General features: G+C 57.9%; 13 protein-coding genes and 1 pseudogene. 6 read left to right on the top strand and 8 right to left on the bottom strand.

Annotation, left to right across the window (positions count from 1 at the left end):
* The first annotated feature begins 67 nt into the window (after positions 1-67).
* Positions 68-1,429 (top strand): DUF2325 domain-containing protein, encoded by a 1,362-nt coding sequence (locus tag ACSQ36_RS22495; protein ID WP_436183648.1) that lies wholly within the window; start codon positions 68-70, stop codon positions 1,427-1,429.
* 1,034 nt (positions 1,430-2,463) lie between these two features.
* On the opposite strand, the gene ACSQ36_RS22490 is transcribed toward ACSQ36_RS22495, so the two are convergent.
* On the bottom strand, positions 2,464-2,865 hold the full coding sequence (locus ACSQ36_RS22490) for a winged helix-turn-helix domain-containing protein (RefSeq protein ID WP_436183647.1): 402 nt from the start codon (positions 2,863-2,865) through the stop codon (positions 2,464-2,466).
* A 102-nt stretch (positions 2,866-2,967) separates the two neighbouring features.
* Positions 2,968-3,336 (bottom strand): nitrogen fixation protein NifQ, encoded by a 369-nt coding sequence (locus ACSQ36_RS22485; protein WP_436183646.1) that lies wholly within the window; start codon positions 3,334-3,336, stop codon positions 2,968-2,970.
* A gap of 453 nt (positions 3,337-3,789) precedes the next feature.
* Here ACSQ36_RS22485 and ACSQ36_RS22480 point away from each other — a divergent pair, with 453 nt between their 5' ends.
* On the top strand, positions 3,790-4,965 hold the full coding sequence (locus ACSQ36_RS22480; RefSeq protein WP_436183645.1) for a porin: 1,176 nt from the start codon (positions 3,790-3,792) through the stop codon (positions 4,963-4,965).
* An 87-nt stretch (positions 4,966-5,052) separates the two neighbouring features.
* On the opposite strand, the gene ACSQ36_RS22475 is transcribed toward ACSQ36_RS22480, so the two are convergent.
* Positions 5,053-5,553, bottom strand: a complete 501-nt coding sequence (locus ACSQ36_RS22475) for a molybdopterin-dependent oxidoreductase (RefSeq protein ID WP_436183644.1) — start codon at positions 5,551-5,553, stop codon at positions 5,053-5,055.
* 364 nt (positions 5,554-5,917) lie between these two features.
* On the opposite strand from ACSQ36_RS22475, the gene ACSQ36_RS22470 reads away from it, so the two are divergent.
* Positions 5,918-6,844, top strand: coding sequence for a hypothetical protein (locus ACSQ36_RS22470; RefSeq protein ID WP_436183643.1), 927 nt, complete (start codon positions 5,918-5,920; stop codon positions 6,842-6,844).
* A gap of 23 nt (positions 6,845-6,867) precedes the next feature.
* Here the strand turns inward: ACSQ36_RS22470 and ACSQ36_RS22465 are convergent, their stop codons facing one another.
* Positions 6,868-7,296 carry a TOBE domain-containing protein gene (locus tag ACSQ36_RS22465; protein ID WP_436183642.1) on the bottom strand — a complete coding sequence of 143 codons (429 nt, stop codon included), beginning with the start codon at positions 7,294-7,296 and terminating at the stop codon, positions 6,868-6,870.
* A gap of 235 nt (positions 7,297-7,531) precedes the next feature.
* On the opposite strand from ACSQ36_RS22465, the gene ACSQ36_RS22460 reads away from it, so the two are divergent.
* Both ACSQ36_RS22460 and ACSQ36_RS22455 read left to right on the top strand, forming a co-directional pair.
* Positions 7,532-8,407, top strand: a complete 876-nt coding sequence (locus tag ACSQ36_RS22460) for an extracellular solute-binding protein (protein WP_436183641.1) — start codon at positions 7,532-7,534, stop codon at positions 8,405-8,407.
* Positions 8,404-10,242: an ABC transporter ATP-binding protein/permease gene (locus tag ACSQ36_RS22455; RefSeq protein WP_436183640.1), complete on the top strand. Its 1,839-nt coding sequence runs from the start codon at positions 8,404-8,406 to the stop codon at positions 10,240-10,242. Before ACSQ36_RS22460 ends, ACSQ36_RS22455 begins: the two co-directional genes overlap by 4 nt.
* Positions 10,243-10,316: 74 nt before the next feature.
* On the opposite strand, the pseudogene ACSQ36_RS22450 reads toward ACSQ36_RS22455, so the two are convergent.
* The 3 genes and pseudogenes from ACSQ36_RS22450 to ACSQ36_RS22440 form a co-directional block, all read right to left on the bottom strand.
* Positions 10,317-10,655: pseudogene (locus ACSQ36_RS22450) on the bottom strand (winged helix-turn-helix domain-containing protein); the annotation flags it as partial.
* 394 nt (positions 10,656-11,049) lie between these two features.
* On the bottom strand, positions 11,050-12,273 hold the full coding sequence (locus ACSQ36_RS22445; protein WP_436183639.1) for an ATP-binding protein: 1,224 nt from the start codon (positions 12,271-12,273) through the stop codon (positions 11,050-11,052).
* 384 nt (positions 12,274-12,657) lie between these two features.
* Positions 12,658-13,332 (bottom strand): SOS response-associated peptidase, encoded by a 675-nt coding sequence (locus ACSQ36_RS22440; RefSeq protein WP_436183638.1) that lies wholly within the window; start codon positions 13,330-13,332, stop codon positions 12,658-12,660.
* Between the two features lie 57 nt (positions 13,333-13,389).
* Here ACSQ36_RS22440 and ACSQ36_RS22435 point away from each other — a divergent pair, with 57 nt between their 5' ends.
* Positions 13,390-13,782 carry a hypothetical protein gene (locus ACSQ36_RS22435; RefSeq protein ID WP_436183637.1) on the top strand — a complete coding sequence of 131 codons (393 nt, stop codon included), beginning with the start codon at positions 13,390-13,392 and terminating at the stop codon, positions 13,780-13,782.
* A gap of 534 nt (positions 13,783-14,316) precedes the next feature.
* Here ACSQ36_RS22435 and ACSQ36_RS22430 read toward each other — a convergent pair.
* Positions 14,317-14,604 carry a hypothetical protein gene (locus tag ACSQ36_RS22430; RefSeq protein WP_436183636.1) on the bottom strand — a complete coding sequence of 96 codons (288 nt, stop codon included), beginning with the start codon at positions 14,602-14,604 and terminating at the stop codon, positions 14,317-14,319.
* Positions 14,605-14,971: the final 367 nt, after the last annotated feature.

Below are 14,971 nucleotides of genomic sequence, written 5' to 3'. Positions count from 1 at the left end.
GCTAAAGGCCGTTGTCTGTTCAGCCGTTTGACATCCAGTTTGACATCCAGATCGATTCGAGGTGAATGTGCAACCCGCCCCTCCCTTCCGCCTTGCCCGCACGCCGTCCGCTGAATCGACCAGCGCTGCGGGTGCTTATGCCGGCACTCACACCGGCGCGGCGGATGCCTGCTGCGCGCCTACCGACGCAGAGCTTCGCAGTCCGCACCGCCGGGCGCGGCTGTCGGATCTGGATTCGCATTTGCATTGCTCGGTCATCGGCACATGCCTGAGCACGAATGAGCTTAGAAAACTCGTGCCGAAGTTTACAGATCTCGACCGGCAACATGCGACGGATCTGGAGATTCATCACGCGGCGGTGGAGCTCGCCATAGAGGGCGGCGCGGGCGCCAAGGCATTACAGAAGGCACTTGATGCACGTTATTCGGGCGCCGTGCGCCGCTTCGAAGCGGCAAAAAATCCGGAAGCCCTGCTGGCGCTCTGGAAAGAAGCACTCAAGAGCGGCGATATTCCGCCAGCTTACTGGGCGTTGATGACGCATCCAGAAGCCATCATGGGCGTGCGTCAGGCGGCGTTCGGCGACCTGCATATGTTGTCCCATCTGGTGGGCGCGGCCAACCGGGCTGACATCCGCCGCCTGGTTGCACTTGAAGAAGAAAATGCGGCACTCAAGGACAAGATCGAGCGGCAGCAGGACAAGCTGCACGAATTGACTACGGAACGCGACGCGTCACTGCGCCAGCTCAACGCGCAAGTGGCCGAGTTGTCCGCGAAGGCGGAGCGCATGCCAGATACGTCCGAAGCAGGTCTCGCGGCTGAAGTCCAGGCGCTGCGTGAGGCGCTGGCTGCACGCGACGAACGTCTTGCGATTCACACTAGCCGCCGGGAAACCGCTGAGCAACGCGCGCTCGACGAGCAGCGCCATGCGCACGGCTTGAGCCAGCGGCTGGACGATACCATTGCGATGCTCAACGTGGTCCAGGCTGAATGCAACGCGCTGGAACGGGCGCTGGTGGCTCAGGGCAGCGAGGCTGGGTCAAAGGCCGAGGAGCTCACTAACCTGAGCGGCAAGCGCGTGGTGTACGTTGGCGGCCGCCCCGGTTCGAACGCCGCGTTAAAGCAACTGGTCGAATCGGCGGGAGGCGATTTTATCGTCCATGATGGCGGCATAGAAGACCGCAAGGGCATGTTCGCCGCCGCGCTCCCGCGAGCGGACATTGTGGTGTTTCCGGTCGACTGTATAGACCATGACTCCATGAATCTGCTCAAGCGCGTATGCGACCGCCATCAGGTCGATTATCACCCGCTAAGAACTGCGAGCGTGGCGAGTTTTGTGGAATTGATGACACGGTTGGGCCGAGCGTCGCTGCAATCGGGTAAATCCGGTAATACGCCGCCGGCGTCGCGGTTTTGTCTGCGGCACGGCTAACTCATTGTGCATCGCGATTGCTAAAGGGTTAATGTGGAATTGGGTTTCGTTCGCACTCGGTCGGGGGGCGGGGTTGCTAGGTTCTGGGGTTAGTGGTCGGGGTCTATGCCGGGTTGGTGCTTTCGGCCGTGGTGGTCTGCGAGAGTCGGATTTTCTCTTTATCACTATTAGCCACTGTGCGTGGCGGCACGTCATTTCTTTGTCCAAAGCGACAAAGAAACGAAGCAAAGAAAACGCTTTAACCGCTCTACCCTAAGTGTCCACAGCGTGCAGTTTTGATTCATAGGTGCCCCAAAAGCACGGTGCTCGCCAGAGCCACCGATGTGTGAACCCCTCTTTCTCCGAACACGGATACCCACACGCTTCGCCACCAGTGATTGAACCTGCCCGAGGAGCACCCCGCGCTATCCGCGGATAACCAATCACCAGATTAGTACGCACTTCGAACCATATCGCTAACCCGCGCAGAAACGAGGCCATCGAAATGCGCGAGGCCATAGTAGGCGAAAATAAGGTGCAGGCCACGCAAGCAATCCAAAAAGAGCGAGGCTTTAAATATGCGTCGACCGTAAGCCGCGAAGACGACGGCGCAAACTACGCCGCCAGCCTGCCAAGCCATGACGCAGTGAAGACGCGTGAGGCCGTGCGGGTCCCTTGGCGAACCGTGCTTGCCCGAGAGCGTACGGGGCGAAGCGTGTTCATGTCAGGATTCGCGAGAAGGAGGGGTTCACACATCCTCCGCTCTGGCGAGCACCGTGCTTTTGGGGCACCTATGAATAGAAACTGCACGCTGTGGACACTTAGGGTAGCGTGGTTGAAAGCGTTTTCTTTGCTTCGTTTCTTTGTCGCTTTGGACAAAGAAATGACGTGCCGCCACGCACAGTGGCTAATAGTGATAAAGAGAAAATCCGACTCTTGCAGACCACCACGGCCGAAAGCACCACCCCGGCATAGACCCCGACCACTAACCCCAGAACCGACCAACCCGGCACTGCCGCCCCCGACCAAGTGCGAACGAAAGCCCCCTCTCATCATCAACGCTTCATAAGCCTGGTCAACGCGGAAATCTGCGGCGCGCAGGTCCTGGCCGCTTCCACTTCAATCTCCCGATAAAGCCGCACGATCTTTTCACCAACCGGCGTCAACACGCAACCACCACCCGCCGAGCCACCCGTTTCCGAAGACGTTGCCGGCGCCTTGAGCGTACGGTTCAGTTCGTCGATGAGCAACCACGCCCGCCTGTACGACATGCCCAGGCTGCGCGCGGCAGCCGAGATCGAACCATGCTCATGCACGGCCTCGAGCAAATCAATTTTCCCAGGGCCAATTGCCACGGCGTCCGCCTGGCGAATGCGCATGCGAAAACGCACCTCGGGCTGAGGGGACAAGGAAGGAGTCGCTGGATCTTTCACGGATTTGGCCATGCGCGAAAGCATACACGAGGCCGACTGGCCCATGCATCCACGACATTACCCCTGCATCAGGAAGCAGCGGCGCTCAGGCCAGTGGTCAGGCGCAGCGCTCACGATTTACCGCCTCTATTTACCACCTTTATCGCCGAAACAAAACCCGAAATCTTCGCAGCCCGGACATCCTGGCGCGGGCTGCGGCACCAGTCCAAGCGACAAAGCAAGTTCTCGCGCGAGGAATTTTTTCCAGCGCATTCCGTCAACATTACGCGCCACCAGTACCGGGAAATACCGGCTAAGCATGTCAGTGACTTCGTCGCGCCCGCTTAGCCCGAGATCGCGCCACAGATGGTCCGGCCGCAAGCACGCATGGGCAATGATCGATGCGAGACAGTCCGCATCGGCCATGTCGACGGCGCCACCCGCCCGGACATGACTCAGCAGGAAGACCACAAGCGCGCTGACGAACCCGGCCTGCTCTTCCGAATGGATAACCAACCCGCCCTCGGCGGTCGCATTGCGCCAAAGTGCCGGCCATACAGCAAGGCGAATTGTTCCGGCGATAACCCAAGCAGAGAAGGGTCATCGTGCGCGGCAAGCAAGGTGGCGAACAAAGCGGTGCCGGGAGCATCGGGAGAGGCCGAAGCGGCCAACAATTGGGCGCGCGTCACGAGCGAATGTGTCATTGCCGGGTAGCGGGGATACAGCCGATTGCGGGGTGTCACGGCAAGCCCTGACTCAAAACGAGTATGCCACGCGCAGCCCGGAGTCAAGCCAGTGTCTCGTCAACCATACAAACAACCCATATTTAGTTTACCAAATTGTGACATACCGTTATATTCCTGCCGATATTTCGAAAGACTGATTGTAAGGCTCATTTCGCCTCGAGCAACACGTGGGCGTGGCGTCAATTACAAACGGCGGCAACTCAAACTAAAGACAGGAATAGCGATGAAAAGGAAGATCGTGGCGGCAGCTGCATTGAGCAGTTTCGGGGTAATTGCACATGCACAAAGCAGCGTGACGCTATACGGCTTGATCGACGCCGGCGTGACTTACGTCAGTAACGCCGCGTCCCCGGCCGGACATGGCCAGTTGGTCAAATACGGCGACGGCGTAGCCCAAGGCAGCCGTTGGGGCCTGCGCGGCGTAGAAGACCTGGGTGGCGGCCTGCAAGCCATCTTCACCCTCGAGAGCGGCTTCAGTTCAGGCGATGGTACGCTCGGACAAGGCGGCGCATTGTTCGGCCGCCAGGCGTATGTGGGTATTGCGAGGAAAGGCCTGGGCTCGGTCACGCTCGGCCGCCAGTACTCGTTCTCGACCGACTATCTCGGCGGCAACTATACGATGGGCGGCCAAACGCCCGCCGGCAACTACGCGTTCCACATCAACGACCTGGATCAACTGACGTCCAGCCGTATCAACAACGCCGTCAAGTTCAGCAGCGCCAATTTCTCGGGCCTGACCTTTGGCGCGATGTACGGCTTCTCGAATCAAGCCGGTTCGTTCGCCGGTTCGCCTACCACCACCGCCGGCACCACGACCACGCAAGGGTCGTCGAGCACGATCAGCGCCGGTGTGAATTACGCGCAAGGGCCGTTCAGTATTGGCACTGCTTACACCAATATTCGCTTCCCCAATGGCGCGACGCCCGCGTTCAGCGTCAGCATCGCGAACGTGAATACCGGCGGACTGCGCGACCTGGAAACCTTCGGCGTGGGCGCGCGTTATGCCATTGGCGCGGGCACGATCTGGGGCAACTGGACTCACACGACGTTCGATCCGATCACGGGCGCCGAGTCCAGGCTGAACAACTACGAACTTGGCGGCAAGTATGCGTTTACACCGGCCTTGAGCGCAGGCTTGGGCTACACATTCTCGAAGCTTGACGATCATTTCGAGGGCAAATGGCACCAGGTCAGCAGCATGCTCGACTATGCGCTATCCAAGCGCACCGACGTCTACGCACTCGTGATTTACCAGAAGGCTTTGGGCAGCAATACGATCAATGGCCGCGACGTTCCGGTCCAGGCTGAAATTGGATCGAGCTCGAGCTTCATCGGTAACTCGGGTACCGGCGCGAACAATCAGGTTGCAGCCCGCATCGGCTTGCGTCACAAGTTCTGATTCGTTATTTCCGGTGGCCGGCAAGCGCTGCAAAAAGGCGCTTGCCGGCCACCGGGCTTCAGAGGTTACCCGTATCAGACCATCAACTCAGGCCGTCAAGACTCGCGCCACGATCCGCACAAGCCGCTTCACGTGACGAGGTGCGGGAAGAATATCCGCGCCTGAAAACAGAATGGGTACGCCATCCTCGGTGCTGAGCGAGCGGCCTCCACATTCATGCGCGACGATGACACGCTCACCCACGGGCGTATTGAACAGTTCGTGCCATGAGAAGGTGACCGCGTAGCCATCGTGCGCGACCGCAATGAACACTGTGCGCTTGAACTCGCCCTTGGGCTCGGGCCGCAGTCCAGCTTTCATGATCAGGTCTTTCAGCAACACCCCCCGATAGGTGTCGACGCTGCGGATAAACCGGTTCGTCGTATAACAGCGCAAATCGAACGGATCGGCAACTACATTGGGTTGCTCCCTGAATTCCGCAAGATCGACGGTCAATGGCCGCAGAAAATCCCCTTCAAGCGATATGACGGCTTTCGCAGTGGTTTCGAGCGCGACTGCGTGGGAATGGGCATCACTCGCATCACTCATTTCTCATCCTCCAGGGGCCGGTTGCAGGCGGCTTGTCCTGCATTATATCCACGTGAATATTACGCTGCTGTCACGGTCGGCAAGTCAGTGCGCGAACAATAGGCAACATATAAATTCGCGCATATGCGCGCCAGGATGGCACGTTGCCAAATCAGGCGATTGATTTTTCATTCGCGCCGGTGGGCGGGTTTTGAGTTCTGGCGATCGTTGAAAGGGGTCTATTGCGGGGTATTGGCAGTTTCAGGGTTAGCGCCTGGCATTAAAAACCCCGGCCACTAACCTTGAATCGGCCCAGTACCAACCCTGCCCGCCTGAAGCGATATATTGATGGTCTCAGACCCACGCACAGGCCAAGGAAAATACGATGTCCCAGCGTCTCACCCGCTACGTCCTAACGCTCGCAAGCACCCTGACCGCCGCTGCGGTCGTCGCGCTATCCGGTTGCAGCTCGGCGCAAATCGTAAGTGCGCCACAACGCGTCACCCTGGATGCACGGGCAAATGGCATTGCGATCCGCCCAGCCGATGGCACGATCTTCATCACTGACGATAAGACCAATAGCGTGCTTTCATCGGCCGACGGCAAGACATTCAAACCGTTTGCCGCCATTCCCGTGGTCACCGGACAAGGAAATGCGCTAAGCCAGGTGAGCATCGCGGATACCGGTTCGCTACTGGTCGGACGATTCGGATTCGGCACAGCAGGCGCCGTGTTCGACATTGAAGCAAACAAGTCCGTCTCGCCCCTGTCCGGCACCGATCCAATGCGGCGAAGGCTGGGACTGGCGGCAATTGGTACGGGAAAAATACTCTCGACCTGGTTCGTCAAGAACGGCAATAGCCCGGCAACGGGCGGCCTCAGCCTGATCACTTACGATGTTTCAACCCACGCCGCGTCCGAACACAACCTGTTGACTGGATTGGCCAAGCCCGTTGGCATAGCCGTACAAGGCGACACCGTTTTTATATCGGATCAGACTGACAACATGATCCTGAAGACCAGCCTGTCCAGACTGATCAACCATGCTCAAGGCGGCGGCCTGAGCACAAAGGTGATCAAGATCAACGGACCCGACCTGTTGACCATCGATTCAAACGGCACGCTCTATACAAAATGCAATTCGACGGCGGTTTGCCGGATAAGCCCCGATGAATCGGTTGCCGTCATCGCAAACGATTTCGAGGATGCGCGCGGCGTCGCTATCGACCCGGCGCATCACATGTTGTACGTCATAGACCGGCCGAAATCCGCTGACAGCACCAGTACCCTGCGGGTTATTCCATTGAACTGACGCAGCACGGATTAGCGAGAAGGTTAGTCATCCACGCCGATAATCACGCTCGACGCCTTGAAGATCGCCGTGGCCGCTTTCCCGTTGGCGAGCGCCAGCCGTTGCGCGCTTTCGTTCGTGACGATAGCGGCAATTTGCGCGCCGCCCGCGACAGTAATAATGACTTCGCTGTTCACGGCGCCCGTGGTCACTGCCGACACCGTCCCGGCAAAGCGGTTCCTCGCCGATACCTGGCTATCCGCCACATCGACCATCACAATGACGGACGATGCCTTGACCAGCGCGAACGCAGCCTTGCCGGCGGCCAGTCCAAGCGATGCTGCGCTGCCATGCGTGATCACCGCGACAATCTCCAGACCGTCATTGGCGCGCAGCAAGATCTCGTCATTGACCGCGCCATGCTTGACGTCCACCACTTCACCGACAAATTGATTTCGGGCACTTGTTCGCATATTCATCTCCGGTTGCGGCGTCCTTCGAAGGCGTGGATCACCCGGATCTCAGGACGCACATGTTGCTATGGTCATCTGCATTGCAGGCCACAAGTGTAACCGCACCACGCCGCCCCGCTTGGGACGAATCGCCGCGCAAAACATGTCCATGTCTGTCGATGAAGTTAGCGAACAAGTTAAGTCTCGGCGTAATATAGCGCCCTTTATTACGCCCTTTATCAACGTGGAGAATCAAATGATCCGTAAGGTGATGGTGTCGGTTGCGGTCATGGCCAGCGCGCTCTTGAGCCATGCCGCCGTGGCGGATGAAAACGCCGTAAACGTGTTGTATGCCGGGTCGCTCGTCAATTTGATGGAGCGCAGTGTCGGCCCCGCTTTTGAAAAGGAAACCGGCCTGCATTTCCAGGGCTATGCGGCGGGTTCGAACAAGATCGCCAACGAGATCAAGGGCAAACTGCGTCGCGGCGACGTGTTCATCAGCGCGAGCCCGAAGGTCAACACGAGCCTGATGGGTGCGGCCAACGGCGACCACGTGACGTGGTATGTCACGTTCGCCGAATCGCCGCTGATGATCGGCTATAACCCGCGCAGCAAATTTGCCGCCGACTTCAAGACCAAGCGCTGGGACAAGGTCTTGCAGGAGCCGGGTATTCGCATTGGCCGGACCGATCCCAAACTGGACCCGAAGGGCGCGTTCACCGTCGAGATGGTGAACAAGGCCGCCGAGCTTTATCACCAGCCGGATCTGGTCGAAAAGACGCTGGGTACCGCCGATAATCCCGATCAGGTCCTGCCTGAAGAAACCTTGGTCGGTCGCTTGCAATCCGGACAACTCGACGCCGGCTTCTTCTATTCAACCGAGACCTCGGACCTGAAGATTCCGTTCCTGCGTCCCGCACCCGAATTGCAAGCCAAGGCGAGCTATACGCTGACCATTCTCGGTGACGCGCCGAACTCGGCGGGCGCCACGCGCTTTGTCGACTTCCTGCTCAGCGAGAAGGGCCGCGAGTTGCTTAAGGAACACGGTGTCGACGTCATCAAACCCGCGATCACCGGTAACGCCCAGGCCATGCCGCCGTCCCTCCAGGCTGTGATCGACGCGACTCGATGAAACGCACCGCTGCGCGTCCACTGCTGTGGCTTGCAGCGCTGCTCGCAGTCTACTTATGCGCGCCCTTCCTCGCGAGCATCCCGCAGGTCGGCGCAGCGGACTGGCACGGGGTCGACTGGACCAGTACGCTGTCGGCGGTGGCGGTATCGGCGGGCAGCGCGAGCGTGGCGTCGCTCGTCATCTTGCTGGGCGGCGTGCCGCTGGGTTACCTGCTCGCCCGGTCAAATTCGCGCAAGGCGGCGTTGCTGGGCTTTGTCGTGCAATTGCCGCTCGCCTTGCCGCCGCTCACCAGCGGCGTCTTGCTGCTGTTTCTTCTCGGCCCCTATAGCTGGGTCGGACAACTGACCGGCGGCGCACTGACCGATTCGTTCACCGGCATCGTGCTGGCTGAAACGTTTGTCGCGGCGCCGTTCCTGATCATCGCGGCGCGCTCCGCGTTCGCGGCCGTCGACCCCATGTTCGAGGACGTGGCCGCCACGCTGGGACATCGTGCCGGCAGCCGCTTCTTTCGCGTCACGCTGCCGGTTGCATGGCCTGCAATCAGCGCCGGACTGGCGCTGGCGTGGCTGCGTGCATTCGGCGAGTTCGGTGCGACCGTCATGGTCGCGTATCACCCGTACTCGCTGCCGGTTTATACGTATGTGGTGTTCGGCGGCCAGGGCTTGCCGGCCATGATGCCCTTGCTGTTGCCTACGCTCGCCATTGCCATTGCGTGTGCAGCGTTGTCCATCTACAGCCGCAAAGGGCGCGCTTCGTTGAGCCCGGAACTTCTCAATGGCGATGAGGCCGACGACACCGTCCCCGCACATCCGGTCCCGGATAAAGACGATCGCCGCCTGAGCATCGTGTTGAAAAAGCGTCTTGGCAGCTTCGATCTCGACATTGCGTGGGCGCCGCAGACACGGCGGCTTGCGATCATCGGCACGTCGGGGTCGGGCAAGTCGCTGACGTTGCGCCTGATCGCGGGGCTTGAAGACGGACAGACGGCTACCGTGACGCTGGGTGGAAGTCCTCTCGATGCCCTGCCGCCCGAAGAGCGCAGGATCGGTTATATGCCGCAGGACTACGGTCTGTTCCCGCACATGACGGTCGCGCGACAACTGGCGTTCCCTCTGACTGCGGATGCCGCGAGCGCACGCCAATGGGTCGATCAACTGGGTCTTTCAACGCTGCTTAACCGCTTGCCGCGTGAACTTTCATTCGGTCAGCGTCAGCGCGTGGCGCTTGCTCGTGCACTCACGCAGCATAGCCAGTTACTGCTCTTCGACGAACCCTTCGCCGCACTCGACACCCCGCGGCGGCGGCGTCTGCAGCAATCGTTGCGGGCACTGCAGCGTGAGATATCGGCGGTCACGGTGATCGTCACTCATGATCCCGATGAAGCTGCGCTGCTCGCCGACGAAGTATTGCTGATCGAGCACGGCCGTGTGCTTCAGGCGGGACCGGTGAGCGATGTCTTCGAACGCCCCGCTTCAATGCGCGTGGCGGAATTGCTTGGGCTTCACAATGTCGGGCAAGGACGCATGCTTGAAGCAAACACGGTCGAACTGGGCGGTGAGTTACGCCTGGACATTGCGGGTAATAGCGCGATCCCCGTGGGACAAACTGTGATGTGGCGACTGCCCGCGCTTGCGATCATGCCGTCTGAGGAAGGTGACGAAGGTAAGTTCGAGGGTACGGTCGAAGGTATCGAACTGCGGCGCGGAGACCGTTATGCACGGCTGAAAGTCTGTGGTGTGACGTTCGATATTCCCAGCGATGACGCTCGCCTGAAGACCGGCACAACACATCGGTTCTCGGTGGACATCGATAAATTAACTATCTGGTCCATTTGACGGGCTGAGGCATCAGGTACACAAGAACAAGCCGTCCAGCGACGGCTTGTTCATTTTCAGACACCACGCATGTATCACGCGGTGCAAGCAGCGGCTTCCTCATGCATGTGCGTTTCATCGACGGTGTCGCCATAAAGATGCAACAGCCTATAGCCGCTCTTGTACACGGGTTGCAAGCGGAAGTGATTGATCGGCTCGATCATCAGCGCGAGCCTCAAGCGTGACACGTGGCTGTCGATGGTCCGTGTGGACTCGCGAAACTCGCGTCCCCAGACCATCGCGAAGATGTGATCGCGCGACAGGACGCGCCCGATGTTCGAGAAAAACAGCAACGCCAGCCGGAATTGCGTGCCGCTCAATTGCACGGGTTGACCCCGTACAGTCACGCTCTGCTGGCGTGAATCGAAGCGATACAACCATCAGTTCTTTGCAGGACTTTGCTGGGCGGTGCTGAGAGCAGGTTCTCGACGTCTGTATGAGACCACCGAAACACACTATTGGACACTTTACAATCAATGACATACAGCGCCATTTTGGATCGTTTTTTGAGCGCAAGGCGTCAATGTCGTACTTAAAATCCGCCGCCTAACGGCTTGCCGGTTCAAGTCCGGTCCCCGCTACCAGCACCAGATATACATCCGAGCCACGCACCTAGGATTCGCATACGTGAGGGTGTGTGTTTTTCTGCCTGTGCCGCGGATTTTCGCAAACGAGTAACTTAGAAACCTCGTGAGAGGTTCGATCCTCTCACTCTGGTCGAACCAAAACCCGCAAGATGGTCGCGGGGGTTTTCGACAATCCGCTTCCTCAGGTTATGGCGACCTTACCGCTCAAGCAACCTTGCATTACCACGTAGGGCTGCAACAGCGGATTGATAAAGCGAAATCGAAAGCGACGCGCGGTCCCGATTTTTTTGAGAATCGGGCCACGCTTGTCCTCGGAAAACTCATTTAGATGCTGAGAGAAGCTAGGGATCTGGTAGTCCCTGCCTGTAATATCTTGCATCGGTTCTCGGATGTCCTGCGCTGCAAAATATCCCATCTGGTCAACCGGTGCCAACGCGCACGCCAAAAGCACATCCGCGAAAAGGTTATCCTTACGCGGGCTCATGGTTGCCAAATGATATGCACTTTGAATAGACTGCTGGGCGTTTCCTACGGCTTGATCAATTGCTTGCTCCACGGCCATCACGCCAACCTCTGATTCTCCGGCCTCAATCGTCTTTCGGGCCGCATACAAGCAAACCAAGTGTGTGTAATGCGGAAGACCTTGAGAAAGCATACGGATAGTTTTATCTGCCGCTTCGCTAACGGTGAGATTGAGCCGATGATTTCCTTTGGTGATAATTTCGGCAATTTCGCCAACCGACATACGGGGCATTGGCACTTGGACCATCGCACGCTCAACTGACGCGTGCTCGCGGATGAGCTCACTCACTGTGTCTGCCACCCCAACCATGATTATTGTGGCGTCAACTCCGTGATCGGAAAGTGTCTTGACCGTGTCTGCAACGGAGTGCTTAACGGTGTCAGACAATCGGTCGAACTCGTCCAAGATAATTATTGGTATATAAATTGTCGAAATAATCGACAACGCTCGCCGCACATTGTCAGGGGTGAATTTCCCATCAACCAGCGAGCGGCCGTCGATCTGCTGCGGCGGATTCTGAGGACTGGTGAATCCAATGGTTCGTTGAGTTTGTTGAACTAAAGAAATCTCACGGAAAGCTTTTTCGAATACTGACTCGAATGTATCCGACGAATCACAATTAACACGAGGAGTTATCGCAGGCCTCGCCCCCATCATGGGCAAAAATTCGGCCAAGACATTTACTAGCGAAGTTTTCCCAACTCCGCGCTCCCCAAAAATTATCGCATGCTGCCCTTTTTGGTTGACCGCGTCGATCACTTGTCGGAGTTGGTCGTGCCTGCCGGCAAACAGTGCCTTACCGTCCACGGGGGCGGTCGGGGTAAAAACTTTGCTTACTTCCAGTGATTTCAAAAATCTCGCGTGCCCGTCGTCCAAAGACATTTATATCCCCGTCGCTGTAAAGTTGGGGAAATATAACACTATGTAGGGCAATTATAGCTTCCGCCGCTGCGAAATTTGGCAAAGACGCCGCGCTCGCAACGTCCATAAATCACTTTATACTGTATATCCATACAGTCTATTGGTGGGATCATGCTTCACTTCCATCCACACGGCGGGAGTCGCCCCTGCTGGGAATGTGAGCATTGGGGCGGATGGGATTCGTCGGGTTCCTACGCGGTTTGTGTGCGAGGACCTGGCATTTCCATCGTGCAGAGTCCCCAAACCGGATGTGCATTTTGGGTGCGTGCGACTGGCACGGACGATGAAGATGACGGCAAGACGAAGAAGGGCTGGCCGCGATATTCCAAATGAGCGAACCACGCCCTATAAGAGCGTTTCCGAATCCTCGGCTTTTGGTTTGCGCCGGCGTGGCGGGATCGGGGCCGGCGCGGATGTCATTTCATCGACAGGGAACAGATTGAGGAAGGATCTCGCCTCGTCCGTCGTGCGGCACACGAGCCAATCATCGTATTGCTCGGGACGGAGGATCACCACCGATCGCTTCTCAGCACCCGGCTTGTGGAAGCGATGCATGAGCGGGTGGCCCTCGGCGTTGACGGTCAACATCGTGAACGACAGCGCCGCGCCTTCGGGCTCGGCCCACGCACGCCATAGCCCCGCGATGGCAAGCGGCGCGCCCGACTCCAGGCCGATACGCCAGCGCACAGCAGACCCGCTCTCGTAACTTGGCTCGTAGAAACTGCGACACGGGATTAAGCAAAGCTGCAGCTTCTTCCACGCTCCGGAAAAGCTTCGTTTCTCGCCTACCGACTCAGCACGCGCATTCATGGTGTCAAACAATTTCACCCCGGATGGAATGTGCTTGCACGGCACCATTCCAAATGTGGCGGGATCGGTCAGATATTCGTCGGCACTTTTCCGCAGGATCGGCGCGGCGTAATCTTTCCATGTTTCGATCGGGTAATCGAAGTTCGGCTTGGGGAACTGAGAGAACGCCTCGAAATCAATCTCTGCGGTTGGATCGTAGTTTGCACACATGGATCACCTCCAAAGAGCATGATAGCGCGGAGTCTGAGCCCTTTCGGGAGAGTCGCCATGAACACGACAGACCTGCCTGCTGCGACGCTAGATTGCTGGGTTGAGCGTGCCGAGTTACTGCGCTTAAATCCAACGGCATCCGCGAACGACCTCGCCCGTCTTACCCATTGCCAAAAGTTCACAGCCGATGTGGACCTGGCGCGACCGATCATCGAACGCGAAAATATCAAAGTGGAACAGGCCGGCGATCCTTTCCGAGAGACGATCTTTATTGCTTATCGTCCCGACGCTGTCGTGACCTCTTTTCTCGATGCAGGTCGCGTCTGGCCGGAAGCTACCGAACTCGATGCGGCAATGCTTTGCTATGTGGCTTCGGTATTCGGAGGCGAGGTTGAAGGCAAGTTGTTGTGGGACGACGGTACGGTCCGTCATTCATATGAACTCGATTAGACCGATCGCGTAGGCTGCAAGACGAGAGGGCGAAAGTGCACTAAACGGCGCCCCTGTAATCCCAGGACACAATTAAGCAAGAACTTCATCCCCACATTCCTTTCTGACACTTACATGCAGGAGGAATGATGCTAAAGATAGTTGCAGTTCTCGCAGCAGCGGCGGCTTTGGGTGGATGCGTAGTGGCCCCTGGTTACGGATATGGACCCTACGACGATGGCGGCTACGGCTATGCGCCGGGTTATTACGCACCAACGTACGGAACCGTGAATATTTGGAGCGGCGGTGGTGGTGGTTACTACCGTGGTCATCGCGGAGGTTATTGGGGCGGAGGCGGACACCCCCACGGCGGTGGCGGTCATTGGAATGGAGGTGGCCACGGTGGAGGTCACGGCGGCGGCCATGGTGGTGGCCATGGACGTTGATCCAGCAATGCAAGAAGGTACTCGCCCGGATGCCCCGTTCCGCTCAGCGTATTTCAACCCGCTCAGGACGACCGCTCGCCGTATGCTTCCGAATCGCTCGCAGCCCCCCCTACTTGGTGCTCGCGTCAGCGTTCGATTGTGAGGAATCGCCGACAAACAGTGGAATCATCGTAGAAGCTGAAATTACGACGATCGCCAATATCGCTAGTCGACGTAACCGCAAAAGCAGGGCTACTCGCTTGGGTGCCCAAGCCCCAAACTTACTCCACTTGGCCGTGTTGTATTCAATATGCGCGTACACACCATGAACAAATTGCATGCGAATCGCAGACATGAAAGAGACGATGATGTAGGCGGCTATGAAGGCCGCCGCTATAAACATGACCGCAGTTAGCATTGCATTTCCATACGCCGGTTAGAATTCGAAGCCGCATGACTAAAAGACTCGATTAGTCCTTTAGTGCAGCATCTGCTTAATTATTTCACCGCACGGATGTCGCCATCCGTCAAAACATCATACGTTTGTCCGCCTCATAGTTACGGGCGTAATGTTGCGTGCCGTCAGTGGGAACTACGATATAGGTCTTTGCAAGAGCATCGGTTTCGATGAATGAAAGCGACGTACCCGGGGAATACAGCCTGGTCATTGAGATGTTCCTTTGGATGGCTTCCATCCGCAATTCTTCGCGCCAGCCAGGTTGTGCGCGAGGATCGCTTTCGCGGTCTCGTCGCTCAACACATCGCCCTTGCTCACGTAGATAGCC

Source organism: Caballeronia sp. LjRoot34, assembly GCF_964253815.1.
Taxonomy (GTDB): Bacteria; Pseudomonadota; Gammaproteobacteria; order Burkholderiales; family Burkholderiaceae; genus Caballeronia.
This window is presented reverse-complemented; position numbering and strand designations above follow the sequence as displayed.

Bases quoted from the DNA above. Each gene is read 5' to 3' on its own strand.
- ACSQ36_RS22490 (WP_436183647.1), bottom strand. From the start codon at position 2,865: ATGCTTTCGCGCATGGCCAAATCCGTGAAAGATCCAGCGACTCCTTCC.
- ACSQ36_RS22480 (WP_436183645.1), top strand. From the start codon at position 3,790: ATGAAAAGGAAGATCGTGGCGGCAGCTGCATTGAGCAGTTTCGGGGTA.
- ACSQ36_RS22475 (WP_436183644.1), bottom strand. From the start codon at position 5,553: ATGAGTGATGCGAGTGATGCCCATTCCCACGCAGTCGCGCTCGAAACC.
- ACSQ36_RS22470 (WP_436183643.1), top strand. From the start codon at position 5,918: ATGTCCCAGCGTCTCACCCGCTACGTCCTAACGCTCGCAAGCACCCTG.
- ACSQ36_RS22465 (WP_436183642.1), bottom strand. From the start codon at position 7,296: ATGCGAACAAGTGCCCGAAATCAATTTGTCGGTGAAGTGGTGGACGTC.
- ACSQ36_RS22460 (WP_436183641.1), top strand. From the start codon at position 7,532: ATGATCCGTAAGGTGATGGTGTCGGTTGCGGTCATGGCCAGCGCGCTC.
- ACSQ36_RS22455 (WP_436183640.1), top strand. From the start codon at position 8,404: ATGAAACGCACCGCTGCGCGTCCACTGCTGTGGCTTGCAGCGCTGCTC.
- ACSQ36_RS22445 (WP_436183639.1), bottom strand. From the start codon at position 12,273: ATGTCTTTGGACGACGGGCACGCGAGATTTTTGAAATCACTGGAAGTA.
- ACSQ36_RS22440 (WP_436183638.1), bottom strand. From the start codon at position 13,332: ATGTGTGCAAACTACGATCCAACCGCAGAGATTGATTTCGAGGCGTTC.
- ACSQ36_RS22435 (WP_436183637.1), top strand. From the start codon at position 13,390: ATGAACACGACAGACCTGCCTGCTGCGACGCTAGATTGCTGGGTTGAG.
- ACSQ36_RS22430 (WP_436183636.1), bottom strand. From the start codon at position 14,604: ATGCTAACTGCGGTCATGTTTATAGCGGCGGCCTTCATAGCCGCCTAC.